The sequence below is a fragment of the Shewanella sp. Iso12 genome (assembly GCF_012030025.1).
Classification (GTDB): Bacteria; Pseudomonadota; Gammaproteobacteria; order Enterobacterales; family Shewanellaceae; genus Shewanella; species Shewanella algae.
The window spans coordinates 173,394-199,449 of the sequence record NZ_JAAUHW010000005.1; the positions used below are offsets into that span (position 1 = coordinate 173,394).

The 26,056-nt window shown below is 51.0% G+C and carries 18 protein-coding genes, 1 tRNA gene and 2 pseudogenes; 13 read left to right on the forward strand and 8 right to left on the reverse strand.

Annotated elements, in window-relative coordinates:
- Window positions 1-53 precede the first annotated feature (53 nt).
- From HCX89_RS11520 to HCX89_RS11530, 3 genes are all read left to right on the forward strand, one after another.
- Window positions 54-2,459: a zinc-dependent metalloprotease gene (locus HCX89_RS11520; protein ID WP_167716110.1), complete on the forward strand. Its 2,406-nt coding sequence runs from the start codon at window positions 54-56 to the stop codon at window positions 2,457-2,459.
- A gap of 119 nt (window positions 2,460-2,578) precedes the next feature.
- On the forward strand, window positions 2,579-3,049 hold the full coding sequence (locus HCX89_RS11525; RefSeq protein ID WP_167716112.1) for a pitrilysin family protein: 471 nt from the start codon (window positions 2,579-2,581) through the stop codon (window positions 3,047-3,049).
- Window positions 3,050-3,061: 12 nt separating this feature from the next.
- Entirely contained in the window at window positions 3,062-5,362 is a 2,301-nt protein-coding gene (locus tag HCX89_RS11530; RefSeq protein ID WP_167716114.1) for an insulinase family protein, read from the forward strand.
- Here HCX89_RS11530 and HCX89_RS11535 read toward each other — a convergent pair.
- Window positions 5,359-7,167, reverse strand: coding sequence for a protein kinase (locus HCX89_RS11535; protein ID WP_144438704.1), 1,809 nt, complete (start codon window positions 7,165-7,167; stop codon window positions 5,359-5,361). The two genes, HCX89_RS11530 and HCX89_RS11535, sit on opposite strands and share 4 nt — an antisense overlap.
- A 228-nt stretch (window positions 7,168-7,395) precedes the next feature.
- Between HCX89_RS11535 and HCX89_RS11540 the strand changes: the two genes are divergently transcribed.
- Window positions 7,396-7,743: a hypothetical protein gene (locus tag HCX89_RS11540; protein WP_025010325.1), complete on the forward strand. Its 348-nt coding sequence runs from the start codon at window positions 7,396-7,398 to the stop codon at window positions 7,741-7,743.
- 141 nt (window positions 7,744-7,884) lie between these two features.
- A complete protein-coding gene (locus HCX89_RS11545; protein ID WP_096142530.1) occupies window positions 7,885-8,541 on the forward strand; it encodes a thiopurine S-methyltransferase in 657 nt (218 codons plus the stop codon).
- A gap of 117 nt (window positions 8,542-8,658) precedes the next feature.
- Here the strand turns inward: HCX89_RS11545 and HCX89_RS11550 are convergent, their stop codons facing one another.
- Complete coding sequence (locus HCX89_RS11550) at window positions 8,659-9,750, reverse strand: porin (protein WP_109248777.1); 1,092 nt, start codon at window positions 9,748-9,750, stop codon at window positions 8,659-8,661.
- Between the two features lie 638 nt (window positions 9,751-10,388).
- Between HCX89_RS11550 and tcdA the strand changes: the two genes are divergently transcribed.
- Complete coding sequence (gene tcdA, locus HCX89_RS11555) at window positions 10,389-11,222, forward strand: tRNA cyclic N6-threonylcarbamoyladenosine(37) synthase TcdA (RefSeq protein WP_037436925.1); 834 nt, start codon at window positions 10,389-10,391, stop codon at window positions 11,220-11,222.
- Window positions 11,223-11,308: 86 nt separating this feature from the next.
- A complete protein-coding gene (pepT, locus tag HCX89_RS11560; protein WP_107352461.1) occupies window positions 11,309-12,538 on the forward strand; it encodes a peptidase T in 1,230 nt (409 codons plus the stop codon).
- Window position 12,539: 1 nt separating this feature from the next.
- Here the strand turns inward: pepT and HCX89_RS11565 are convergent, their stop codons facing one another.
- Entirely contained in the window at window positions 12,540-14,171 is a 1,632-nt protein-coding gene (locus HCX89_RS11565; protein ID WP_044733716.1) for an ATP-binding protein, read from the reverse strand.
- A 167-nt stretch (window positions 14,172-14,338) separates the two neighbouring features.
- Here HCX89_RS11565 and HCX89_RS11570 point away from each other — a divergent pair, with 167 nt between their 5' ends.
- Window positions 14,339-14,950 (forward strand): superinfection exclusion B family protein, encoded by a 612-nt coding sequence (locus HCX89_RS11570; protein WP_044735654.1) that lies wholly within the window; start codon window positions 14,339-14,341, stop codon window positions 14,948-14,950.
- Window positions 14,951-15,035: 85 nt separating this feature from the next.
- On the opposite strand, the gene HCX89_RS11575 is transcribed toward HCX89_RS11570, so the two are convergent.
- On the reverse strand, window positions 15,036-15,164 hold the full coding sequence (locus HCX89_RS11575; RefSeq protein ID WP_071237139.1) for a DUF3149 domain-containing protein: 129 nt from the start codon (window positions 15,162-15,164) through the stop codon (window positions 15,036-15,038).
- Between the two features lie 271 nt (window positions 15,165-15,435).
- Between HCX89_RS11575 and HCX89_RS11580 the strand changes: the two genes are divergently transcribed.
- The 3 genes and pseudogenes from HCX89_RS11580 to tnpA all read left to right on the forward strand — a co-directional run bounded on the left by HCX89_RS11580 (window position 15,436) and on the right by tnpA (window position 17,904).
- Window positions 15,436-17,025 (forward strand): bacteriohemerythrin, encoded by a 1,590-nt coding sequence (locus HCX89_RS11580; RefSeq protein ID WP_167716116.1) that lies wholly within the window; start codon window positions 15,436-15,438, stop codon window positions 17,023-17,025.
- 130 nt (window positions 17,026-17,155) lie between these two features.
- Window positions 17,156-17,242: transfer RNA gene (locus HCX89_RS11585), tRNA-Leu, on the forward strand.
- A gap of 334 nt (window positions 17,243-17,576) precedes the next feature.
- Window positions 17,577-17,904: pseudogene (gene tnpA, locus HCX89_RS11590) on the forward strand (IS200/IS605 family transposase).
- Between the two features lie 352 nt (window positions 17,905-18,256).
- Here the strand turns inward: tnpA and HCX89_RS22845 are convergent.
- Both HCX89_RS22845 and HCX89_RS11595 read right to left on the reverse strand, forming a co-directional pair.
- Window positions 18,257-18,475: pseudogene (locus tag HCX89_RS22845) on the reverse strand (IS4 family transposase); the annotation flags it as partial.
- A gap of 921 nt (window positions 18,476-19,396) precedes the next feature.
- Entirely contained in the window at window positions 19,397-20,215 is an 819-nt protein-coding gene (locus HCX89_RS11595; RefSeq protein ID WP_167716121.1) for an AraC family transcriptional regulator, read from the reverse strand.
- 254 nt (window positions 20,216-20,469) lie between these two features.
- Between HCX89_RS11595 and HCX89_RS11600 the strand changes: the two genes are divergently transcribed.
- Window positions 20,470-21,543 (forward strand): redoxin domain-containing protein, encoded by a 1,074-nt coding sequence (locus HCX89_RS11600; protein WP_167716123.1) that lies wholly within the window; start codon window positions 20,470-20,472, stop codon window positions 21,541-21,543.
- An 87-nt stretch (window positions 21,544-21,630) separates the two neighbouring features.
- Window positions 21,631-23,652 (forward strand): protein-disulfide reductase DsbD, encoded by a 2,022-nt coding sequence (locus HCX89_RS11605; RefSeq protein WP_254428382.1) that lies wholly within the window; start codon window positions 21,631-21,633, stop codon window positions 23,650-23,652.
- A gap of 164 nt (window positions 23,653-23,816) precedes the next feature.
- On the opposite strand, the gene HCX89_RS11610 is transcribed toward HCX89_RS11605, so the two are convergent.
- Both HCX89_RS11610 and ampC read right to left on the reverse strand, forming a co-directional pair.
- Window positions 23,817-24,464 carry a CatB-related O-acetyltransferase gene (locus HCX89_RS11610; RefSeq protein ID WP_044733724.1) on the reverse strand — a complete coding sequence of 216 codons (648 nt, stop codon included), beginning with the start codon at window positions 24,462-24,464 and terminating at the stop codon, window positions 23,817-23,819.
- 307 nt (window positions 24,465-24,771) lie between these two features.
- Complete coding sequence (gene ampC, locus HCX89_RS11615; protein ID WP_167716128.1) at window positions 24,772-25,932, reverse strand: class C beta-lactamase; 1,161 nt, start codon at window positions 25,930-25,932, stop codon at window positions 24,772-24,774.
- Window positions 25,933-26,056 lie beyond the last annotated feature (124 nt).

Sequence of the window (26,056 nt, forward strand, 5' to 3'; positions counted from 1 at the left end):
CGGCCGATCCCTTAACTTGAATGGCAACTTACAGATAACAATCAGGAGATGGGATGAAACCTCAAAGTTGGACCTTGTTGCTGGCGCTGATCGCGGTACCTGGATTGGCGCAGGCGGCACAGGAGAGGGAGGCCGCCGACGTCATCAGCGAAAGCACTCAGGCCGAAGGTTTTATCAATCTCTTTTATGATGCCAAAGCCGGGCAGCTGTATCTGGAACCGAGCAAACTCAACCAGCCTATGCTGCTGCTCTCCAGCTTGCCCCACGGCGCCGGCTCCAATGATATTGGGCTTGACCGTGGGCAACTGGGGCATACCCGCATGGTGCAGTTTGAGCGTCAGGGGCCCTATATCCTGCTCAAACAGCTCAATACCCGTTTTCGCGCCGATACCGACGACCAAGCCGAGCAAAGAGCCGTGCATGAAGCCTTTGCCGAATCTGTACTCTGGCGCGGTAAACTCCTGCCTGGAAAACGTCTGCTGGTGCCGGTTAATGACTTGATGTTGCAGGACCTGCATGGCATCAGCCAACAGTTGGCGGCCAGGGGCCAAGGGCATTATCGTCTGGACACCAGCCGCTCTGTGGTGTTGCCAGCCTCGGTCAAGTCGTTCGAGCGTAACTCGGATGTGGATGTGCAGCTGACTTTCGCCAGTGATAAGGCCGGCGCCAGAGTCGCCGAGGTGACCCCGGATGGCCAGGCCCTGTCTCTGAGACTGCGCTACTCCTTTATCGCCTTGCCCGAGCCGGGTTATCAGGCGCGTCGTTATCACCCCATGAGTGGTTATCTGTCCGATGAATACAAGGACTATGCCACCGCCATAGATCAGGATATCAACCAGCGTTTCTTGCTGCGCCACCGGCTGCAGAAGGTTAATCCCGGCCCTGAGCCAAGCGAAGTGGTTGAGCCCATTACCTATTATCTGGATCCCGGTGTACCCGAGCCTATCCGCGGTGCCTTGCTTGAAGGCGGCCGCTGGTGGGAGCAGGCCTTCAATGAGGCGGGGTTTATCAACGGTTTCAAGTTGGAGCTGTTGCCGGAAGGCGCCGACCCTCAGGATGTGCGCTACAACGTGATCCAGTGGGTGCACAGGGCCAGCCGTGGCTGGTCCTACGGCGCGGCGGTGACAGATCCCCGCAGTGGTGAAATCATCAAGGGCCAGGTCACTCTGGGGAGTCTGCGGGTGCGTCAGGATCACCTGATTGCCCGTGGCCTTACCGCAGGTTGGGAAGACAGGCAGGCGGCCGATGAAGCTGCCATGGCCTTGTCTCTGGCGCGTATTCGCCAGTTATCGGCTCATGAAATCGGTCACACCCTGGGGCTGGATCATAACTTTGCCGCTTCCACCAATAACAACGCTTCTGTGATGGATTATCCCCATCCCTATGTGCGCCTCGATGGCAAGCGGGTGGATATCAGCCAGCCTTACGCCGAAGGGCTGGGGGCCTGGGATAAGTTTGCCATCAAGTATGGTTATGGTGACTTTGGTGATGAAGCCCAAACCCAGGCCGCGCTCAAGTTGCTGCTCAAAGAGGTGCAGCAGCAGGGGCTGAGATACATAGGCGAGGGCGACTCGCGAGCGACTTCAGCCGCCCATGCCTATGCCAGTCTCTGGGACAGAGGCGAGGATCCTGTCAAGGAGCTGGCCAGAATGCAGCTGGTCAGGCGCCAGGCGTTGGAAACTTTCTCCGCCAAGGCGCTGTTGCCGGGGCAACCCTTGGGTGAACTCAGCGATGCTCTGGTGCCCATCTATCTGCTGAATCGTTACCAGATCAGCGCCGCGGCCAAGTTTGTCGGCGGCATTGACTATAATTATCTGGCCGATGCCGATAGCGGTAATTGGCATTTTATTGCGCCGGAATTACAGAAGCGGGCGCTCGATACCCTGTTGGCGACTCTGGAGCCCAGAGAGCTTTATCTGCCAACCGAGCTCCTGGAGCAACTGGTGCCCAAGGCCGGCAACTATTACCGCAGCCGCGAGAGTTTCGGCTCATCTCTGGGGGTTGCCGTGGATCAGCTGACCATGGCAGAAGTGCTCAGTCGCCACACTGTGTCGGCGCTGTTGAACCCTGAGCGGCTCAACCGTGTGGATCAGGCCTTTGCCAGAGACACAGAGCAGCTTTCGGTAGAGGATTTGCTGGACAGATTGCTGGGTAAGACACTGCTGAAATCCCTGCCTTCGGGAGAGCAGACCAGTATTGCGATGCGGGTAAATGCGGTGGTTTTGGACGGCATGTTGCAGAGTCTGGAGAGTGACGCCAGCGCCCCGGAAGTCAAAGCCATGGTGAGAATGAAGCTGGATTATCTGCTTAAGCAGTTGCCCAGAAAGGAAAAAAGAAGTTCAGGTTACAAGGCTGCCCACTATGGACAACTGCAAGCTGTGCTTGAACAGGCACTGAAACAAGCCGGGGTTAGAGTGATCAGCAAACCTGCGGAAATACCACCGGGATCGCCGATTTAGTACGTCGTAAGGTATTGATTATGTGACATAATTAATGCCATATCTTATATTGGCATCTTTCATATTCCAGAGGTTCGGGCCCGTTTTGCACCGAACCTCTGTTTTTTGGGGGAATTCTTTTGCCAAAAATCCTGTTTCTCAGAGCCTGGCTCGGCAGCTTATTGCTGCTTCTCTGCTTCGTTGCCAAGGCCGATGGGCTCAGCGTCAGCCCTCGCATTCATCAGGGCCAACTGGACAACGGTCTTAAATATCAATTGGTAGACAACAAGACGCCGGCCAATACCGTCATAATGCGGATGCGGATCGCCTCCGGCTCACTGCTTGAGGCGGAAAATGAGCAGGGGCTGATGCACCTGCTGGAACATATGGCGTTCAAAGGCTCGGCTGCTGTGCCTGAAGGGGATATGATCCCAAGATTGCAGCGTCTCGGCTTGAGCTTTGGCGCCGATACCAATGCCGTGACTGAATTTACGCAAACAGTCTATAAGTTCAACATCACCCAAGGGGATCAGCAGAAGCTGGATACCGGGTTGATGTTGATGCGGGAGATTGCCGACAGACTCACTCTGGATCCCAAGGCGCTCGCCTAGGAAAAAGCCGTAGTGCTGGCCGAGCTCAAGGAGCGCACATCGGCCGGGCTGGAAAACTATCGCAACCAGTTGCATTTCTGGTACCCCTCCAGCCTGCTGCCCAGACGTTTCCCTATCGGTGAAGTCGCCAGCATCAAGGCGGCAGATGTCGCCAAGCTGCGCTCTTTGTACCAACGTTTCTATACCCCGGAGCGGACAACGCTTATCTTGGTCGGCGATCTGGACATCGCCCGTACCGAGGCTCAAATCAAGCAGTTGTTTGCCGATTGGAAGCCGCACCCTCAGGCGGTTGCCGCAGCTCAGGTGAAGCTTTCTCCGCCTGTAGTCAGAAAGCAGCCTCAGGCGGACGCTTTCTTCGACCCCAGTTTGCCGACTCAAGTCTCTCTTGGGGTGCTGACGCCCATAAAGCCAAAGCCTGATGGTATTGAACGGCGTCGTCAGCTGATGCTTGAGTCGCTGCTGAGTAATATGCTCTATCAGAGGTTGCAACCGCACCTGTTTGCCGAAGAAGGTTTCACCGATGCCTCCGTTGAGATAGGGGAAGAGTTTGGCACTGCGGGAAGGGTGCAATTGGCTCTGGCGACCCTGGAAGACAACTGGCAGGATGGCGTGGTATTGCTGGAGCAGACCATACGCCAGGCCTTGCAATACGGTTTCAACAATGAAGAGTTGCAGCAGGCGCTGAAACGCCAACATAAGCAGTATCAGCTCAATCTGGCCGGCAGTAACACCATTCACAGCCTGAATATGGCCGAGGCTTTGGTATCAATGGATGCCGAGGCCTTGATACCGATAGAACCAGCAGATAAGCTGGCCATTTTTGAGGCCTTGGCGCCACAAATTACCCCGGCGCTGATCCAACAGACACTGACTGAGCTTTGGCAGGGGCAACCCTGGATCTATCTCTCCGGTGCCAAGGCGCCGGCCGCGGCAGAACAACAACTGCTGACGGCATATGAGAACAGCTTGCTGCAATCTGTTACCCCCTATAAGGCCAAACAAGCCAGCGAGTTTGCCTATCAAAGCTTTGGTGAACCCGGGAGGATAGTGGCCGATAAACGGGATCCCGATACCGGAATACGCCAGTTACGTTTTGCCAATGGAACTCTACTCAATCTCAAACCTACCGAGCTTGAGCAAGGCAATGTGGCCGTCAGCTTGTCATTGGGATTCGGTGATTTACCATTTCCGCGCCAAGAAGGTTTGGGCACTCTGTTCAATAATGCCTTTATTTACGGCGGGCTGGAGCAGCACTCCTGGCAACAGCTGGCGGATATCTTTGCCGGGCAGAACATCTCGGCAAATATTGGCGTCAGTACTGAAGGCTTTGGCGGCGTGACCAATACCAATGCCGATGAACTCAGAACCCAACTTGGGCTACAGGCCGCCTTTCTAACCGCCCCGGGTTGGCGACAGGAAGCCATCAACCTCTTCCGGCAACAAGTCAAGGCAGAGAGCCAGAGCCGTAATGCCAATCCGGAAGAGGCCTTCTGGGATGGTCTGAGCGGACTCTTGTTCCCCGGCGATCCCCGATATGGTTACGGCCGGGAAGAACAGGTATTACAGCGGGACTTTGCTGAAATTGCCAAGGTGTTGGCTTCGGCGCTGGATAAGGGAATGCTGGAAATCGCGCTGGTAGGTGATTTCGATGAGGCTCAGGGGATAAAAGCGGTTGCCGAGACATTCGCTGCCATCAAGCGGCATCCTGCCAAGGCCCCGGCCTTCGAGCGTCCGGTATTCCCCAAGGTGCCGGCACAGAGCCAAATCTTGCACCGGGGCGCAGAAAACTCGGCGGCACTGGCCTGGCTGTGGCCGACCACCGACATGCAGAATGTTCGACGCCACAGCGAAATGATGTTACTCGAACAGGTGATGGGCATTCTGTTGAATGAAGAGGTCAGGGAAAAAGCCGGCGCCGGATATTCGCCTTATACCTTCAATCATTTCGATTGGCATCCAACAGGTTACGGTTATCTGGGGCTCTTTACTGTCACAGATGCCGCCAAGCTGAAGGCTGCCGAACAGGGCTTTGCCGCGGTCGTGGCCAGAGTCAAGGCCAAGGGTGGCATAGATGCCGATCTGCTGGAGCGCGCGCGCCAGCCCTTGTTGCAGTGGTTTGAAAGCGCCCCGGGAAGTAACGGTTTCTGGTTGGATCTGGCGGCAACGGCCCAAAGTCGGCCGGGCCGCTGGCAGGGATGGCAGCAGCGCAGGCAGATACTGGGGCAACTGGATGGAGAAGCCCTGGAAGCCGTGGCCCGTGAGTATCTTGAGAATGATCGCCGCTTGAGTGTGACCAGCAGTTACGGCGGCTAACCTCCGCTCTTGGGGTTTCTCGGATAGAAGCGTTCCGGCTTGCGCTGCAGGTGTTCGAACCTGCGGGTATTTTTATAGGGCAGCTTCATAAACCCCGAAACCCCCTGGCCCTGGATCTTGTCGACATGACTGAGGATCCTGTCCAGACAGGCGCGAAACTGCGCCTGTTTTCTCGGGTTGAGCAGTCTCAGATAACTGTGGATCTTCATATGGGTTGGCAGGGCTTCGAAGATGATACAGCCTGTGTGGTGTATCTGGTTGAGCCAGCCCAGCTCTGTCATGATTTCCGCAGGCAGCTCCAGGTTTTCATCCGGATCCCGGCCATCTTCAAAGTAAGAGTGCAGCCGGGATTGATCTTCGAGTGTCGGCACATCGCCCACCTCAAAGGGCAGCAGCTGATCCGCCTTGGCCTTGAACGGCTCTGCAGGGCCGCTGCGTTCCAGGTGCAGGGTATCTTTGGCGTTGAAGAAACAGGCCTTGAAGATACCTATGCGATGAATGCCCCGGGCCAGGGTCACCATGTTGTTGACCGCCTGAATCAATGCCGGCCTGAGTTCTTCATCATAAAGCGCCAGGTTGGAGTCGATATAGACGCCTGTCTCCTGCCAATGAATCGCCAAACCGCCCACTATAGGATACTGACCCAGGCGGCCAACCGCGGCGATAAAGCCCTTCTCTGTGTCTCCCATACCGGCGAGGAAGTTGCGGTAGTACTTCTCCAGTTGAATATCTTCGGCGCGAATAGCCTCGGCATCGGCGTCCGGATGATGGCTGCGCAGAAACGACTTACGCGAACTGTAGCTGACTGTTTCCACATCCCGGGCTCGCTTCTGTACCCAGACGGGGATCTCGGCATTCAGCTCCTGTGGCAGCGGTGGCAGTAAAAGATGCTGGCTGTATCTCATACTGCGCAGGAAGTAGTCGCCGGCCTTGAGGCGGGTGAGAGGATCTGAGCCCAACATCCCTTCGAGGATCCTGGCCAGTTCCATCGGTAGACCTATGCTGGTAGGCGGGATCACCTGGGAACCGAAGCGGCTGGCCTGACCGGACGCCAGCGCATAGAGGGTGGCGGCAACCCCCTGTTCATCAAACCTGGGGCTGGAAAGCGCCCCCGAGAGTTGCTCATCGCCGATAAAGTAAACATCGCCCATGCGGGCGTTGGTATGCTGCTGATCGCTCGACATTAACTCCATCACATTGCCGCCAACCGGGCGGTTGTCAGCATCGCGCTGGGCAAATACCGCCGAGCCCCAGTCAATCAAAGACAACTTGTCTTCCTCTGGGTCATAAACCAGGTTGGAAGGTTTGATATCCCCGTGTACCAAGGGTCTGCCGCTGCGAAGATACTGCAGCAGATCCGCCAACTGCCTGGCAATGCTCATGATCTCCGCCACCGGCAAGGCGCCTTGGCGGCGGCAGCGCTGATCCAGATCCTGGCCCTGAGCTCTGGCCATCACCAGGATCCCCTGGCGCCCGACTCTGTCGAACTTTATCAGTGGTGGCACATTGGGATGATTGACCTGCGACAGCATGAAAGCCTCTTCTTCCAATCTGTCCTGTACCTGCTGAGGCAGGGTGATACGGGAGAACTTGAATACATGTTCCTGACCATGGCTGTTTTGTCCGGCGAACACAAAACCATAGGCGCCTTTGCCTATCAGTTGCGGGTCATCATAGCCCAACTTGATCAGTTGCTGGCGGCAGAGGCGGATCCAGGCCCTGTGTTTGCGGGCATCATCGGCCTTAAGCAGATAGACGGACTGCTCTTCAGAAATATAAAAGTGCTGCAGTTCAGGTGTTTGCAAGCGATTTCTCCATTGGCACAGGCAAGGATACAAAATAACAACAAGCAGAAGCTCATTAAAACAGCAAGGGATAACAGCGGCAAGTTGTGACTCTGGGATCCAGCTCAGAACCAGGCTTCCTAGCGTATCCTTTTGGGCGGCACTTTGACCTATATCAATTTCATTGCGCCCTCCCCAGAGTAACCTGTTTGCAACAAGCCGCAGTGGCAGAAGAGATTTGGAGGCCTTATGTCAGTGCCAGATAAGCAGGAGCTGATCGAACTGTTCGAGTATGCTCGTCCCAGGGTGATACAGTCGATGGAATTGCGTCATTGTCCCCATGCGGGTTTCTACAATCCGGTGGACGACCGCTGTAACTTTTGTCATCAGGGATTGGAGTGTATCTGGATGAACCAGAATGATGAACTGGTGGATCTGGAACAGAAATCACTCGAAGAGTTGAAGCAGCAGTTATTGATTGCCGTCGACTTTGTCGACTCCAGCCTGAGCCCACACCATTTGTCACGACGCAAGTGCCAGTGTGATAACTGTAATTGGTTGCGCAAGGTGCAGGAGACCCTGGCCAGACTGCCCTGAATAGCTTGAAAACTGATGCTGCCCGCCCCGGAGTCATTGCACGCTCCGCGGCGGGCTTTTTTGTCTGTTGCTGTTGGGCTCTTTGCAATCGGCGTCCAAGTCGATAGAGTATCAAGGTTTTCTGATACACAGGATGGATAGATGGAACCCGGATTCTGGCATGAACGCTGGCACAAGCAGCAGATAGGTTTTCACCAGCAGGATATTAACCCTTTTTTGGTGAAGTACTGGTCCACACTCGCACTCAGGGGGAATGAGCAGGTCTTTGTCCCGCTTTGCGGCAAGTCTTTGGATATGTGTTATCTGGCCGAGAAGGGCCATGATCTGCTTGGTTGCGAACTGAGCGAGTTGGCCGTCAGGCAGTTTTTTGAAGAGAACGGCCTTGAGTATCAACAGAATGCCTTTGGCGAATTACAAGCGTTTTCCAGCGAACAGATGACCTTGTTGCAGGGCGACTTGTTTGCGCTCAAGGCGGAGCAATTGGCGTCGGTAGGCGCCTTCTACGACAGGGCGGCGCTAATCGCCTGGCCTGAGGAGATGCGTTTGCAATATGCCGCCAAGCTGGCCACCTTGTTGCCAAGGGGTTGTTGCGGCTTGTTGGTTACTCTGGAATATCCGCAGGATATGCTCAAGGGGCCGCCATTCAGCGTGACTCAGGAGTGGATAAGGGAGCATATGAGCCAGTGGTTTGAGGTCACTTTGCTGGAGCAAGCCGATGTATTGGCCGACAATCCCAGGTTCATTGCCAAAGAGGTGCCTTGGCTCAATGAGAGTGCCTATCTGCTGAAACGTAAATAAGTTCCCCAGGAAATTATAATAATCCAAGGCGGAACAATCGGTTAGTAGGAATACTGGCATACAAAAAGGCGACCCAGAGGTCGCCTTTAGTGTCTATAACCACTATCTCAACAGAGATTAGAAGTCGTAACGTACACCCACGGTGAATACGTTGTCGTCTTGCAGGTCTTCTTTAACACCAGCTAACACGTGCTCACCTTCGTAATGAGCGTAGTGGGCAAATACCAAAGTAGACTTGGAGATACGGTAGTCGGCACCAACAGTGATGCTGGTCACTTCGATGTCTGAACCAGTATTAACGATGGCTTTACCGTTAATATCTTCACCAATGGTGTTGACGTTTTTGTAGTATTTACCGAAACCGGCTTCGTCATAACCGTATTCGGCTTTCAGGTTAACGCCGTTCAGGTTGTAAACTACGTTCACGAAGTAAGTGTTGTTGTCGTCAGAACCGTCAACAACGCTTTCAGAGTTCTGGAACAGACCGCCCAGTTTGAAGTCACCCAGCTTAACTTGACCAACGGCGCGGTATGCATCGATGTTGCTGATGCCTTTGTTGTAGGCGATGGCAGCATAATAGTTCTGAGCTTTCAGCTTCTTGTCACCGATAGTAGCGCTCAGAGCATATTGGCTTTCGTCGCTCTTGTTGGCGTCATCGTTGTTGTCATCAACCAGATAAGTGGCGTTCAGAGTGATCAGGTCAGCGATCTTTGGAGAGTAGTACCAAAAACCATCTGCGCTACGAGTCTGACCACCAACCAAACGGTCGATATCCGCGTTGGTGTTACCGAATACGTCTACGCCGCCTTCAGCTTGCTTGAATACTGTGTCGTTACGACCGACCAGTACAGTACCATAGGCAGTCTTGGCACCCAGGTAAGTGTTACGGGCTTTGAAAGTGTCGCCAGAACCAGAAGTGTTCTCTACTTGGAACTCCATCTGATAGATGATGTCTACACCGTCAGTCAGCTTCTCTGAACCTTTTACACCCAGGTGTGAGAAGTTGTTTTCGATGTAAGTTCCGGAGTTGTTCTCATCTGCATAGTTGGCATCTAAACCGTTAGTACCTGTCTGCAGAGTGGCACCTGTATCAGTGTGAGTTACAGACAGATCCAGACGGCCATACAGAGTTGGGCCATCAGCCAGCGCACCGAAAGAGGCTGCGGCCAGAACTGTTGCTACTGACGCAGAGATAAGGGTCTTCTTCATGTGTTGTGCTCCCTAGAACCTGAGTTCTATTCCATGTATTTATGGTTATTTAACAAACGAGTGTTCCTGGATTTGTAGCGGACATCCTGTCCGTCACAAAGCTGCGCTGATTCTTACAGTTTTGTTTGCTCAAGATTGTGGCCTAGATCAAACTTTTTGCCCCATTCTTGTGGGAAAAGCCTTAATCTGTGACCAAAATGTCCATTTCGGTTAAAAACTATTCAACCGCCATTGTTCACAAAATCAGCATAATCATCTTTTCGCTATAAAAAGATAACTTTGCAGTATGAAGGACTGTATCAGCTGGTTATTTTTAATAGATCAAATTGTAAATTAGTGATAGATGAAGTTTTAATAAAAGTGAAATTTTTCATCATAAAAATGATATTTATGTGCTCTGGTTCTCATTTAGGCACCCAAGCTGGCCGGTGGCAAACTCTGCCTTATATAGCCAACTAGCTGTCCCGGTTCACTCCATGATGCCCTATCTATCCCTAAAAGAAGCCCTGCATTTACTAAGCCGTTTATATCCATAAGCCCAAGCAAAACACACCCGGGATATACACACTCTCTTACTCGGCTTGGGGATAGCCGGGTATTCGGCTAAAATGCCGCCGAAGATAATTGGGAACCAAGTTATGCAAGATACAGACACAGAACTGCTGGAGTCCGAAGCCTATCAACAGCGCTTTGGCGGCATTGCCCGTTTATATGGTGTTGCTGCACTGGCAGCCTTTTCCAAGGCTCATGTAATGGTGATAGGTATAGGTGGCGTAGGCACTTGGGTTGCAGAGGCTTTGGCCCGCAGTGGAATAGGGCACATCAGCCTGATGGATCTTGACGATGTGTGTGTGACCAATACCAACCGTCAGATCCATGCTTTGGCAGACACCATAGGCGAGTCCAAGGTCGCCGTGATGGCGCAGCGGATTAAGGCGATTAATCCTCTATGCCGGGTGGATGAAATAGAAGACTTTATTGCAGCAGATAATCTGAGTCAGTATCTGGCACAGGACAAGGGCATAGACTTTGTGGTGGACTGCATAGATGCGGTAAAGCCCAAGGCGGCCTTAATTGCCTGGTGCAAACGCAATAAGATTAAGTTGGTGACTATTGGCGGTGCCGGCGGTCAGACAGATCCAACCCAGATCCAGCAAACGGATCTGGCCAAGACTTTTCAGGATCCATTGCTGGCCAAGGTACGCAACTTGCTGCGTAAAGAGTATGGTTTCAGCAAGAATCCACAGCGACGGTTTGCCGTTGATGCCGTGTTTTCCAGTGAACACCTCAAGTATCCCCAGACTGATGGCAGTGTCTGTTCCACCAAGGTTGGTGTCGAAGGCAGCATGAGAATGGATTGCTCCTCGGGATTTGGTGCCGTGACCATGGTGACCGGCAGCTTTGGCTTTGTGGCAGCCAGCCGGGTGTTGGCGCGCTTGGCGCAGGAAGCCAATAATCCCAAGCCTGAATAAACAGCACAAAACATGATCTGAGTCTAATGCAGCAGGTGTCTGGATTGTTAGAATCCAGACACTTTTTCGCTACAGATATTCAGCTTATGCGACAAGCGCTGCTCAATCGTTTCCTGCGGTATGTCAAACAGGATACACAAGCCGATCCGAACTCCCAGTCTATTCCCAGTTCCCAAGGTCAGGTGGCCTTTGCCAGGCAGTTACAGCAAGAACTGCTCGAGTTGGGATTTGATGATGTCTTCCTCAGTGAATCATGCTGCCTTTATGCCAAATTAGCGGCGAATACTGCCAAGGTGCCGGCAATCGGCTTTTTGGCTCATATGGATACGGCGGCAGATTACTCCGGCGCCGGGGTAAAACCTCGGGTGATAGATGACTACCAAGGGCAGATCATTGAACTGGAGCAGGGGGAAGCGCTTAGTCCTGAGCAGTTTCCTTCTTTGCTGAACTACCTCAATAAAACATTGATCACTGCCGATGGCACTACGCTATTGGGCGCCGATGATAAGGCAGGCATAGCCGAAATCATCACGGCGCTGCACTATCTATTGCAACACCCTGAAATTCCCCATGGAGAGATCAACCTCTGTTTTACGCCCGATGAGGAGATAGGGCGAGGTACTGATGGCTTGGAGCTCGAGCGTTTCGGCGCCGATTGGGCCTATACAGTCGATGGTGGCGCAGTTGGCGAACTTCAATATGAAAACTTCAATGCCGCCACTGCGGTGATCACCGCCAAAGGCAATAATTGTCATCCAGGCAGTGCCTATGGGGTGATGGTCAATGCCTTGACCATGGCTGCCAGATTTCACGCCAGAATGCCACTCAATGATGCACCCGAGACCAGCGAAGGTTATCAGGGCTTTTTCCATCTGTTATCCATGGAAGGCCAAACAGAAGAAGCCAGGTTGGTGTACCTGATAAGGGACTTTGATAGGGCCCAGTTTGAGCAGCGCAAGGCCTGGCTGCAGGAATCTGTGGCCAAATGTAATGCCGAGCTGCAGGCCGGTAGCCTGGAGATTAGCATCAGCGACAGTTATTACAATATGAAGGACTGCATCTTGCCAGTGCCTCATGTGACAGATATTGCCTGTCAGGCGATGGAGATGGCCGGCATCACACCGGATATCAAACCTATCCGCGGCGGCACTGACGGTGCGCAACTGTCCTGGAAGGGGCTGCCTTGTCCCAACATCTTTGCCGGCGGCCACAATTTCCATGGCAAACATGAGTATGTTTGTCTTGAGTCAATGGAAAAGGCGGTAGAGGTGATCATCAATATCGCCAGGTTAACCACTCAAAGATACGCCGAGTAATCTAAATAAAGAGTTCTACCCTGTCGTCATCGGCGGGGCGGGACTCTATCACAGCCGGGAAGCGAACCCGAAAGTGTGCGCCGCCGAGGCTGGAGTCATTGAGAAGGGTGATATTGCCCTTCAGTAGTGTGACGGCATTGAAGGCCGCCGCCAATCCAAGCCCGGTGGCGCCGGTTCGTCTGCTGGTGGTAAAGAAGGGCTCAAAGATCTGGCCGGCAATCTCGGGGGCGATTCCCTTGCCATTGTCTTCGATATCCAGCTGTAGTTCTTGACCCTGCTGTTGTGCGCTGATGCTGATCTTATGGCCGGTATCACCCTCAAAGGCGTGAGCATAGGCATTGGAAAGTATGTTGGTCACTATCTGCTTCAGCAGGCTGTGGCTGCTGGTAAGCCAAAGATCGGCTTCGACCTGGATCTCCACATCTACCTGGAATTGCTTGAAAGATAGCGCTACAGCATCGGCAAATTCCTGCAATACCTGGGGTAGCAGCATCTGTTCGTGCACGTCATTGCCTTGCTCGGCAGCAATCGCCTTGAACTTCTGGATCAGGTTACTGGCGCGGGTAATGTTACTGATGATCAATTCACAGCTCTGTTGATATTCGTTGAGAATGGCATTGAGCTCTTCCAGCGTAGCGCCATCGTTTTGCAACAGTTCAACCAATTCATTGATATGCTGCAGCTGACTACTGGCAGCGGTGAGGCAGATACCTATCGGGGTGTTTATCTCATGGGCGATGCCGGATACCAGACCGCCGAGCGCGGCCATTTTCTGCTGTTCGACCATCACCTGTTGAGCCCGTTCCAACACCAACAGCGACTGTTCAAGTTCTTTGGTTTGTTCTTTGACCTGCCTTGCCAGCTCATCTTTATAACTGCGTTCCAGTTCCAACAGTCTTTCCCTGTCACTCAGAGCTTCTTGCAGTTCGTAGCGGGAGCGGTTCAATTGTGTGAAGGAGGCGCGCAGCTGTTGCTGCATCAAATTGATGGCCAGGGCAACCTGGGTAAATTCATCCTGTTTGTCCCGGCGCTTAAACTGCAGTGGTTGATAATCCTGCTCCAAATCGAGCTCTGAGCAGTACTCACTCAGTTGCAACAGGTGCCGGGTAATGGTGGCCCAAACCAGATAGAGAATGAAACCGGCCACCAGAAAGGTCTTGATACCATTGGCCAGTAGTATCAGTAAGGCCTTGTTCACCAATCTGTCGTAGATTTTGGAGAGATCGGCTTGAACTCTCAGCTCACCGACATTGAAATTCTGGCTGCTGGTCTTGTGCACCAGCGGAAAGCGCTTCTCTATTACACCTTGGTCTCTGTACTCGCCGGCGGTCCATTCTTTACCACTGTCATCTTCTATGACCACATAGCTGGTATCCGGCAGTTGGTTGAGACCGTTGAGTTGGGTCTTGATAAGCCTTTCATCTATTACCCAGATACTTGCCGCCAGCACATCCAGGTTGGCTTTTTCAATATTGGCAAACTCATCGTTGATTCGGCCAATGTCACCCTTGTAATCGGAAACCAACTGCAAACCTGTGGTCACCAGAGTGATCAGTGAGCTGAACAGGATAATAGCCAGAGTCAGCCTGCGGCCGATGGGACTACTGATGAGCTGCTGCATAAAACCGGGCATTAATTTCAACTATCTTAAGTGCTTGCTGTGGATAGCTTTAAGCATAGCTTCGCATCTGACTTTCGCGGCATTTTTTGTTGCCGCTGATGGCAAAGTTCACTGAGCAATCCTGGCACTGGTTTTGCTTGATTAGCGGTTGGAACAATTTTCTGACGCTGGATAGAGCCATGAAGAGACTGAAACTTGAGGTATTGAAAGAGGGCAAGTTCAAGGCCGCTGCATTGCAACTGACACTGTGGGTGCTGCTGATAACCACATTGCTGCTGTTTATGCCAAAGTCCTTGCTGGCCCTGTTGCATTTGGAATCCTGGGTAGACACCAATGCCCATTATATTGGCCTGACACTGTTGCTGGCCTTGGCCTATATTGGTGCGCTGGCCGTCAATCTTTTGTTGGATGAAGCGATAAGCCGTTTGAGTGAGCGCCGAATCAACGAAATGATTGAAGAGAAAGTCAGGTTACTGGATCCCGCCGAGCGGGCCCTGTTAAGGGAGTTCTTCTTGCAGGGAGCCAGTGTTTTGACTCTACCGCAAAATGAAACGCCGGTGCAGGCACTGCTCAAGGCTCACATACTTGAGAGCCTGGGAAATGAACGCCATTACGCCATTCAAGGCCCCACAGCCGAGTACAAGATAGCCATGGCTGCCCGTAAGCATCTGAACCGCAAAGTATTGCGTTTACCATCCGGTGAGCCCAGCCAGGAAGAGCTGCAGCATCTTATCAAGGCAAGACCGCAATTTATCAATGGTATTGCCCAAGTGCGGAAACACGCCGCTTGAAGGCGGCAAAAAAAGAGGGCAGCCACAGGCTGCCCAAGCAATACTCAAAAACGTCATTGCATTTAAAAGAACATGGAAATCAAAGCTAAGGCTTTGCTGACTTTACAATAAACATCCACATAATGTAGGAGATGATCCCGATAGTACTGAAGATAACTATCATCGACAGTAAACCTATGGGGTTTCCGAACATTAGATCTAACCAGAATGCCATCACTGAAGTCCTCTTTCTTGTAAAGTCAAAGCTAAACTAACCAAATTTGCTTCGGCCGGAGCTGATCTCGATCAACAAATGTTGTCAGAGTTGTTAATCGGGTAAATCAGCTTGTTAAAACATGAGCTTTATCATGTTTTGCTTAAATTAGCCGGCTAAGGAGCAACGTAAGTGTTCCCTAAAGGGAATAGGATCAAAGGCTAATATTAATTACTACACTAAAGGAGTAGGGTGGCTTGGCCTGCGATTGTTCATTGGCAAGGAGCGTGCGATGCAAACATCCCGAGGTCTTTTAAAACTGATATTAAACCAGTGGCAGTTTTATCCGCTGTTGTTCTTGTTGCTTTACCCCCTGTGGAGCCTGTTACACGGCGCCAGTTATCTCGCCTTTGCTTCTCTATTGGCTGCCTTGATAGTGCTGGCTTGGCTCGGTGCCAGACAGCTGTCCAATCTCAAGCGCCTGGAAAATGCCGCCCGTCATCTGGGAGAAGGCGATCTCAGCTATCAGTTGTCGGAACAGGATGCCGGCATGTTCCATTCTGTGGTCCACGGTATCAACCGTATGGGAGAGGACGTTGGCCGCACCATTCTGTCTTTGGTCAATACCGCAGATGCGATGAAGATTGTGGCCATGGATATCAAGTCCATCAGCGATGCCGCCCATATCGGAGTGGAGGAGCAGGAAAAACAAGCGGAATTGGCAGCGACCGCCATGACCCAGATGGTTTCTACTGTGCAGGAAGTCAGCCGTAATGCTGCCAGTGCTGCCAATGCCGCAGAAGAAGCCAGGCAGGCGGCCCGCAGTGGCGACCAAACTGTCAGGCAGGTGGTGCGGCAGATAGATGATATGTCGGCTCAGGTTGGGCAAACTCAACAAGTGATTGCCCGCCTGGCGGAAGACAGCAACAACATAAGTACCATCATAGACACCATTTCCCAAGTGGCGGAGCAAACCAATCTGCTGGCGCTCAACGCCGCTATTGAGAGTGCCCGCGCCGGCGAGCATGGCCGAGGTTTTGCTGTGGTTGCTGATGAAGTCCGTAGCCTGGCACAGCGGACGTCTGCAGCTACAGTTGAGATCCAACAGCAGATATTGCAGTTGCAACAGGGCGCCGATGAAGGCGTGAAAGTGATGACCACCAGTGTCGAGCAGGCTAGTGCCACCCATGCTATGGCTCACCAGGCGCAGCAAGCATTGGGGCAAATTGTGGCTCAGATTGAAAGCATTACAGATATGTCGCATCAAATAGCGGCAGCTTCGGAACAACAGCAGGCAGTTGCCGAAGAGATCAGCAGCAATATCTCCTCCATGGCACAAGTGGCGGTGGAGAATGCCAAAGAGACCCACAGTACTAACCTCTCCAGCCTGAAGGTATTCAATATGTCGCAGGAGATCAGTTCCCTGCTTGGGCGCTTCCATGTCGACAAACGGGCGATAGAACAGTTGGAGAAACGCCATCGCTTTGTTGAGTGGGGGCCGCAGTTGGATCTCGGCATGGAAGAGATCAATCGTCAGCACCTACGTCTGGTATCCCTGATCAATGAACTGCACCGCACCTTGGAAGAAGCTTATGGCCTGGAAGCGATTAAACGCATAGTACAGGGCCTGGTGGATTACACCGCTAATCATTTCGCCTATGAAGAGGAGTTGTTTGCCCGTTTCGGTTATCCGCAGACCGAGCAGCACAAGCTTAAGCACCAGCAATTAGTGGCTAAGGTACTGGATTTCCAGAAACGAGTGGCCAGTGGTGAAGATGTTGCCGATGAATTGATGGCCTTCCTCAAATCCTGGCTTATCAACCATATTCAGGGCAGTGACAAGGAGTACACAGGCTTCCTAATTGCCCGCGGAGCCCAGTAGTCAGACTGAATTTTGTCCAACCGATCAGGATTTTGGCAAACAGGCTCGTAAAGCGCTTGCCATTGAAGTGAGCACAGGTATAATGCCGTTCACTCGCCGATGAGACTTCGTCGCGAAACAATCTATATGTGCCAGAGTGGTGAAATTGGTAGACACAGGGGATTCAAAATCCCCCGCCCTTAAAAGCGTGTCGGTTCGAGTCCGACCTCTGGTACCATCTCTCTCTAAGAGAGAACAGAAACCGACCCTGAGTCGGTTTTTTTGTTTTCAGGTCAGAGTCAGCTCCGAGTCAGCCCCGAGTCAGCCCCGAGTCAGGTCTGAGTAGGTCATTGCGCCACGCGCGCATCGGCTGGAAGGCCGGCCCCGTTGCTCCGACCTCTGGTACCATCTCTCTAAGAGATAACAGAAACCGACCTTGAGTCGGTTTTTTTGTTGTCACCCCAAAACCACCTCCTATGGAGGTGGTGATCGTCAAGTCGGGGCTCAGCCCGAAGAGTGCCCATGCTGCATACTGACTCGGTTTGTTACCAGCAAATCAAGGAGTAAGCAGTATGAGCCGATATGAAAGTGCATCGCACGTCTTCTATCGCTGTCAGTATCACATTGTATGGAAGCCAAAGTATAGACACAGGATCTTGAAGGGCCGAGTTGGGCAGGAGGTTTGTCGGAGTATTTATATCTATAGCGGCATGAAGAGGTGTCGGATAGTAGAGCTAAATGTCCAGATAGACCATGTTCACTTACTGGTGAGACTTCCGCCAAGCTTGAGTGTTTTCAGTGGGAGCAAACGAAGAGATCATTCGTCGATATGTAAGGTATCAACAGAAAGTAGAGGCAGAGGAATCAAACGGTCAGATCAAGCTTGGTTTGGATGGGTGATTCTTTTAGCCCCCTTCTAGGGGGCTGTTCAAAGCCACCTGCTATGCAGGTGGATTTTTTACTTTCAGGTGGATATATCATCCGGCCCACAACCTTGACCCCATAGTTCTGCTTTAATTTCCCACAACCAAACGCTCACATTAGTAGGCTTTCTCACTTCACTATGCCGGCATTTTATTGGTCAACTAGCCTGTTAATCTGGCGCTGGAGGATCCCCTCATAACTCGGGTCTCCCAGAAGTATTAACCCGTTTAAGAAATTCACCCTAGGGCCTACGGAAATGTGATTCTATGATTGTGCATTCCGGACGTTGTCGCGCCTCCTTATCAAGCCAGAGCGATACATCAAAGCCTATCAACAGCAACACATCATAACGATTTGGACAATGGTTGCAGTTTTGTCTGAGTCCATGTCGTTTGAGGTCGCGAAAGATTTCTCCTCCTTGCGTCCGTCTGGCATAAAGCTTGACCGCCTGGGTTGAAGAGAAAACCTCCATAGGTAAGTTGGTTGTCAGTAGCCAAGGCTCTTTACTGCCAATACGGTAACTTTGTTGTGCCGTATGATTGCGTCCTTCGTTCGATAACACCTATGGTGTTATAACTGATATTTCAGCCGACGCGATAGAGCACGAACAGCTTAGTCTATTGTTTCCTTTTAAAGCATCATTGGTGACAGACGAAATTAATGTTGATGGCAAGTGGGTTAAGTTAAAGCCTGGCATGTCAGTCATGGTAGAGGTTAAAATGGGTACCCGCCGACTGATGGAGTTTTTGTATGCACCATTAATTCGAGGAGTAAGTAAAGGGGTGAACTGACTTAGTTTTTTTGTAAAAATATTATTAATGCATGCTTTCTACGATTGAGATTCACAATAGAACCAGTTTTCATATTCTAACTTTTGGCAGAAATGATAAAACTCTTCAGTTTCATCTTTCACTGATTGTCTAACAGACTTAACTTGATATTCTTCAGTGTATCCGTCGGAGCTAAATAAGTAATAACGATAGGGCATTAACCAACTCGCCCATCCGCCAAAAGAATACCGTATAGATATCCTTTGGTTAATTTTACTAAAAGTAATTCGTTTAATGCTGTGTTTTTTCATCAAACTCCTTATGTAAGGTTCAGATGAGTTTCTTATATCAAAAAATATATCGCCATTAACTTTGTTTGAATCGATCAATTCATTGTTAATTTTGACAAGATCTTGCGAAACCGCATAAGTGTTGATGCCGGACTCTCTAATGAATAGGCATGATAATAGTATGATAAAAAACAAAAAGTACTTCCTTCATAGTCTTTTGAACAATTTGTGCATTTTGGCGACAGCTCAACTTTGAAGTGCCACACCCGCATATCCAGCATGACGGTACTCCTGAAACACCATTTCAGGACGTCGACTGGAATATTAACATATAAACAGGGAAATCTTATCGATGGAGATGTACAGTCTTGAGTTTATTAGTGCTATCAAAATGTGGTGGTTTCAGTGCTATCGCCCCTGTAGGGCCTTGCTTCTAAAACTTCCAGGGGTAATGCCTATCACCTGTTTGAATTCTCGAATGAAATGGGCTTGGTCATAAAAGCCGGCGTGATAGCCTATCTCTGTAAGAGACTTATCTGTTTCCTGCTTGAGTAGTTCCCGGGCGAAGGCTGTGCGCTGCAAGATACTGTAATTCTTGGGAGACATGCCTAAGTTTTGCTGGAACAAACGTTCGAGTTGGCGTTGGCTGATATCTATCTTGGTCAATAAGTTGCGGATCTCTCCCTGGCCGTTTTGGGCTGTTATCCAGTGCAGTGCATATTTCATCCTCGGCTCCATTGCCTTGGCCAATGATTCATGACCTGCCAGATATTGCATCAGCCTGGTTTCCAGAAGCGCAATGCGTTCCGGCGCTGTTGCCAGTAAGGCCAAGCGCTGCGCCAGTTCATCGCTGAGCAGCGCCAAAGACAGGTCGGCCGGTGTCAGGGTTTGCCCCAAGATTTCCGAAAGGGGGGATTTTAAAAATGCGCGTCCGCTGCCAGGCCAGAAGCGGATCCCCAAGGCATCTACCTGACCTGACAACTCCAATCTGGTACTTTGCCTTGTGGGCCCCGTCACCAGGCACAGCGATTTATGCAGCAAGCCATCAAAGTGCATCGGGGCGCCAAAATTGAAGATGATACCTGTGCCTCCTTCGGGATGCATAAATTCTGTCGATAGTGACTCAGGGCCGGCTGGTCTAAAAATCTGCCAGTAGCAACTGATATAAGGCCGCAGTAGAGCACAGGGCTGATAACGCTGAAAACCAAGATGTGGCAATGTCGACATATTACTGTGCTCCATCAACTGGGGGCGGGTATATCAAAGCTCGGCTGGGCAAAAACACGGTAACCCTCACTGCATCTTAATGAAATGTCGAAAATCTACAATTCGCATTTCCCATCATTAGCTAATATTCCAGCAGCCGTGATACCTGGCATTTCATTGCGTAACCAATTCAAGGTGACTTTGTATCTCAGTCAGGTAAACCTCCTTGGTCCTCACGGCCTTCATTTAGCCATTACCTGATATGGGAATACAGCATGACGCATTTACCCCCTAAGCTATCCAAGTTATTGATTGTGGGTCTTTTAACCCAGCTTCTGTCTATTGTGTTTGGAGGGCAGGCCTCGGCGGAGGATGATTTTGCCGCCGAAGGGGAAAGAAGGGCCAAACTCGCCGGTAGCGAACTCATTGGCACACCGGCACCGCAGCGAGAGCTGACCACTCTGACCGGAGAAACGCTCAATCTACAACAGCTGTATGGCAGCAAGCCTGTATACATCAAGTTTTGGGCAACTTGGTGTGTTCCATGTCGCCAGCAAATGCCGGGGTTTGAAAAAATTTATCAGCAGTACGGTGAGAAGTTGCAAGTGATCGCCGTGAATACCGGTATCAGTGATGACATCAATTCCGTCGGGGCTTTTGTGAAACAGGCCGGTTTGAACATGCCGGTGACCATAGACGATGGCACTCTGGCCAGGGCGTTTAAGCTAAGGGTAACCCCGCAGCACTTTTTGGTTGATAGGAGTGGCCGTATTGCGTATGTGGGGCATCAGGATGACGAGGCGTTTCATCAGGCGTTGGAAGCGGTTATCGCAGACAAAGGTGAAAACAAGGAGCCGCTCAGCGGCACTGTTGCCGAAAAAGCTTCAGGCTACGAAGTTGGCGATAAGCTTGCCTCTTTGAGATTGAAGTCGATTGACAGCATTGACTACCCGTTGCCGTCCACAACCCGGCAGGGTAAAGCTACCGGGCTCGTGTTCTTTGCCCCCTGGTGTGAGTGGTACCTGGCTGAATCAGAGCCGGATACCGCCAAATCGTGTCGATTGGTGCGGGAAATGGTTGAGCAGTCCGCCTCCAATGGCAAGTCTCAATGGTTGCATATTTCCACTAACCTCTGGTCATCCCTGACAGATTTGGTCGAGTACCAAACCAATTATCAAACTCGTTTGCCAATTGTTTTCGATGAGGAAGGCAGCCTGTTTGGGCAATTCGGTGTTACCCAGTTGCCGACCATAGTCTTTATCGATGAGAGCGGCAAAGTCACTGAAAAGGTTAGCCGTCAGGCGCCTGACTTTGCCGAACGCCTCCAGGTGTTACTCAGTGATAAGTAAAGCGGTTGGAGCGCAGAACATACTATGAAAACCACCTCGTTATGGATGCGAATCATTACTGCTTGCCTGCTCATGGTGTGTTCTGCAATGTCAGCGCAAGCCTATGAAGATGAAGGCCAAAAGATAGCGGCATCACTTTTACTTGAGTCCCGCATGCCAGCGGCCGGAACCGAAACCACCTTGGCAATACGTATGTCTCCCCAGGCGGGCTGGCATGGCTACTGGTTAAACCCAGGGGACGCCGGGTTCCCGCTGCAGCTGCAATGGCATCTGCCTGAAGGGGTAACGGTTGGCGAGCTGCAATATTCCGCTCCCGAGCAGTTACTGGCAAGTGACCTGATGAATTACATCTATCACGGCGACTATGCTTTATTGGCGCCATTGGTTATTGCTGATGATATTGCGGCGGGCACACCTATCACCCTCGCCGTGGATATTCGCTATCTGGTGTGCAGTCCCAAGTTGTGCGTGCCCGAGCAGCAGCGGTTACAAACCCGGTTCAAAGTTGGGGAAAAGGGAGCGTCCAAGAAATATCTTGAGACCTTTAATACATGGCGACAGTTGATACCAAGGCCTGCCGCGGCGTCGGCAGATTTTACCGTTCACAAGGATCAGTTTGTATTGTCGCTGCCGTTACCTGAATCTATCACTCTGGCCGAGGAGCTGCACTTTTACCCTGAGGTGAACGGGGTGCTATCCAACACGGCATCACAATCCTTTATTCGAAAGGGCGATCGCCTCTTTATGCAAACCGTTGCCACTGAGGGCAATGTCAGCGACTTTTACGGGGTGCTTTCCTTGAATGAGACGCTGGCAATCAGAATCAAGGCTGTCCGGCAACCGGAGGGCGACTTGGTGTTTCCAACCCAGGTGAGTTTGCCGCCCGAGCAACCCGGCAATTTGCTTGTCACCTCTCTGATTGCCGTACTCGGGGCGGTACTGGGCGGATTCTTGCTGAATTTGATGCCCTGCGTATTTCCCATTCTGAGTTTGAAAGTGCTGAGTCTTGCCAATTTGAGTGATGAGCGTGTGGCCAGAACCGGGGCTGTGGCTTACACCCTTGGTGCTGTGCTGGCGTGCCTTCTCCTCGGTGCCTTCATCTTAATGTTGCGGGAGTTTGGTCATCAAGTGGGCTGGGCGTTTCAATTGCAGCGACCGGAAATCATAGTAGCGCTTATTCTGTTGATGATGGCCATAGGGCTGAATTTGGCCGGTTTGTTTGAACTGGGTACCCTGAGTTCGGGTAGTCGGTTGCAGCATAAGCCTGGGGCGGTGGGAGATTTTTGGACCGGAGTTCTGGCTGCTTTTGTAGCAACCCCTTGCACCGGGCCCTTTATGGCCACCGCGCTGGGCGCCGCCCTGGTGTTGCCGACGAGCATAGGGTTGATGGTGTTTGCTGGATTGGGGTTGGGCATGGCTTTGCCCTTTTTACTGGTGGGGTTTGTTCCGGCATTGCGTCAACGTATGCCCAGACCCGGCGCCTGGATGGTGACGGCAAAACGTTTTTTTGCTGTGCCCATGTTCTTGACGGCTCTGGGATTGGTTTGGGTATTGATGCAACAGTCTGACAGCCAATATGTGTTTACTGCGTTGCTGTTGGTGTTGTTACTGAGTTTGGGATTATGGCTTACTGGATTGTTCCAACAGGCCGGGCGTCAAAAACCTTGGTGGCCACTGGTTTTGGTGTTAGTCATTAGCGGCGGCTCCCTGACAACAGTTGCTCCCGGAAGTGGCACCAAGGCAACTGTCACAGATGTAGAGAGCACCATGGCGTTCGATGAAGAGGCTCTCTTGGCCTTGGTAAAAGATCAGGATGTCTTTGTCTATTTCAGTGCCGACTGGTGTTTAACCTGTAAAGTGAATGAGAAGACAGCCATTGAGCGGCAGGAAACCCAAGCGGCTTTTTCCCGAGCCAATACGGCGGTGATGTTGGGGGACTGGACAAATGGTGACCCAGAGATCACTGGCTTTCTGGCAAAACATCAACGCTCTGGTGTGCCATTATATCTTTGGTATCAAAGAGGGAACCTGCAGCCGCAAGTATTGCCGCAATTGTTAACTTCCTCAATGCTGATTGAAAAAGCCGCAGGAAGGGCAACAAATTTGTGACGGTAAGTCATAGCCGTCTGCCTTTTGGCAAAGTCGCCAGCTCAAACATAAGCGCCGAGCTGGCGATAACTCGAATACCCTGACTGAGATAGAACGAATCCGGGGCTTCAGTATGGCTTGCTGAGCCACTAGGCAAGCTTCAGTCGGCAACTTGAGATAACCGCTTAATCAGCTTCCAGAATGTCGTTATCGTAAAGAGCACTGGCTTGCTTCAGGGCGTCAATATCATTTGCGCAAAGATATTGTTTAAGGTGATTAAACTTGTCTTCGGGCCAGTCATAAATCTTTAGAGCCAGAAGTTCTTCAATAATGGCTTTATCAAAGCGATATTTCACCGTTTTGGCAGGCGAGCCAGCCACAAAGCTGTACGGCTCAACGTCGTGAGTGACAACACTGTTTGCAGCAACAATAGCACCTTCGCCAATGGTGACACCAGGCATGATCATGGATCTCATGCCCAGCCATACCCCATCATGAATATGCGTATCACCTTTGCCGACATAGGCATCTTCGATAAAGTCCATAAATGGGTATAAACAAAACCAATCGGCTCTGTGAGTGCTGTTTCCACCCATCAAGATAACTACTTCCGGGGCGATGCAAACATAGTCACCGATATGGAGTTTATCGATTGTCCATGCCAACTCCCAATCGCGGCTGATCTCATCCCCTTGAAGATATCGTACGACGGATTGTTCAAAGCCCGAGTCCCAGCAGTCACTGTAATAACTGTGTTTACCCTTGATAGTGATGTTGGGGTTGGTGACCGCTTCATGCAGTAAGGTCACTTTTGACCAATGTTTGTTACTCATAATAGATACTCTGGAATTCTGTTTAACTGAATGAAAGCCCGCTGATTTCAAATCTCCATTTATCTTGGAGTTACATTTGCATCTAACAAGCCATATATTTTTAATGTCGATTCTGGATTTGTAATAACAATATTTATTCAATGGTTAATACTGTCTTGTGTTAAATTTAATGGCGTATCCTTGACTTTTTGTTGCCTGCGAAAGCAAATGCCAGCTTGGAAATTAATAATTTTTACGCTTCATAGACGCCGGCATGAGATACGAATGTAATTCGAACCTTCTCTGTGTGGAAATATTAAAATGCTCATCATTCCTGTGCTGCTGTAAGTATTTTATAGGCAGCCTCAACCCGTGCGCTAATGGGATAATTCTTATTTGCCAACATCACTATGGCCAGCTTTTTGGCCGGAATAAAAGCCACATAAGCACCAAAACCGCCGGTGGATCCGGTTTTGTTTATCCAGACTTCCCCCGTTTTTTCAACGATATCGTCGCTGGCCTTCACTTTTGTTGGTTGCGATGCCATTTCTCTTGAGTTCCCTTCAAGTAATTTACTCAAGGTCAGTGGATATTCATATATCTCCCAGCCCAACGCCTGGGTGAAGCTGGCTGTGTCATAATAGCCCTTGTGAGTCTCTTTGATGGCTGCAGCTATTTGAGGTGACAAAGGCTTGAGCCCCATGTTGGCCTCGAGGTAATGCAGCATATCGGCACTGGTGGATTTGACGCCATAAGCCTCGGCATCGAGCATGCCTGGTGACACTCGTACGGGCTCATTTTTTGCATTATAACCAAAGGCATATTGCGCCACTCTGTTATCGGGTACCTTGACGAAGGTGTTGTTCATTGCCAACTGAGGCAAGACAGTTTGCTCCATCAACTCAGAAAACTCACGTTTCATGCTCAGCGCAGCAAGATAGCCATACAAACCTATGCTGGGGTTTGAATACAGTCTATGAGTTCCGGCGGCAAATTCAGGTTGCCAGGCTTTGTAGTAAGCCAGCATCCCATCATTGGTGGTGACTTCATTGGGAAACTGCAGCGGCAACCCTCCTGCTGTATAAGTGGCGAGATTGATAAGTTTGGTATTACCAATCGGAGTCCCTTCCCATACTTTCACATACTTGGCTGCATTATCTTCCAGGTTAAATGCTCCCAGGCTTTGTGCATAGCTGCCCAATATGGCGGTAAAGGTTTTGCTGATAGAACCCAATTCAAATAAGGTGTGCCGAGATACCTTGATGCCGGCATTCACATCGGCCATGCCGTAGTGATAAAAATGCTGCTCCCCACCAATACTAATGGCGATAGCCATGCCAGGGATATGGTACTTTTCCATCAGCATATCGGCTTGTTGATCTACTTCATCCGTTATCGACTGGATATTTGCAGCAGGTGTTTCTGCCATAGCAAAATGAACGGAGAATCCGAGTACCATAGCCAGAAGTTTTGTCACTCTATTTATCATTTTATTTCCTTTCTAATCAGTGGTCGTTGAAACTATGTGGATAGCTTAATTTTCTTTTAAATACTATATAAGCTTCGTTAGGAAAGGTGCAAACAAGTCCCATGCGTGCTCTGCGTCGCTTTAC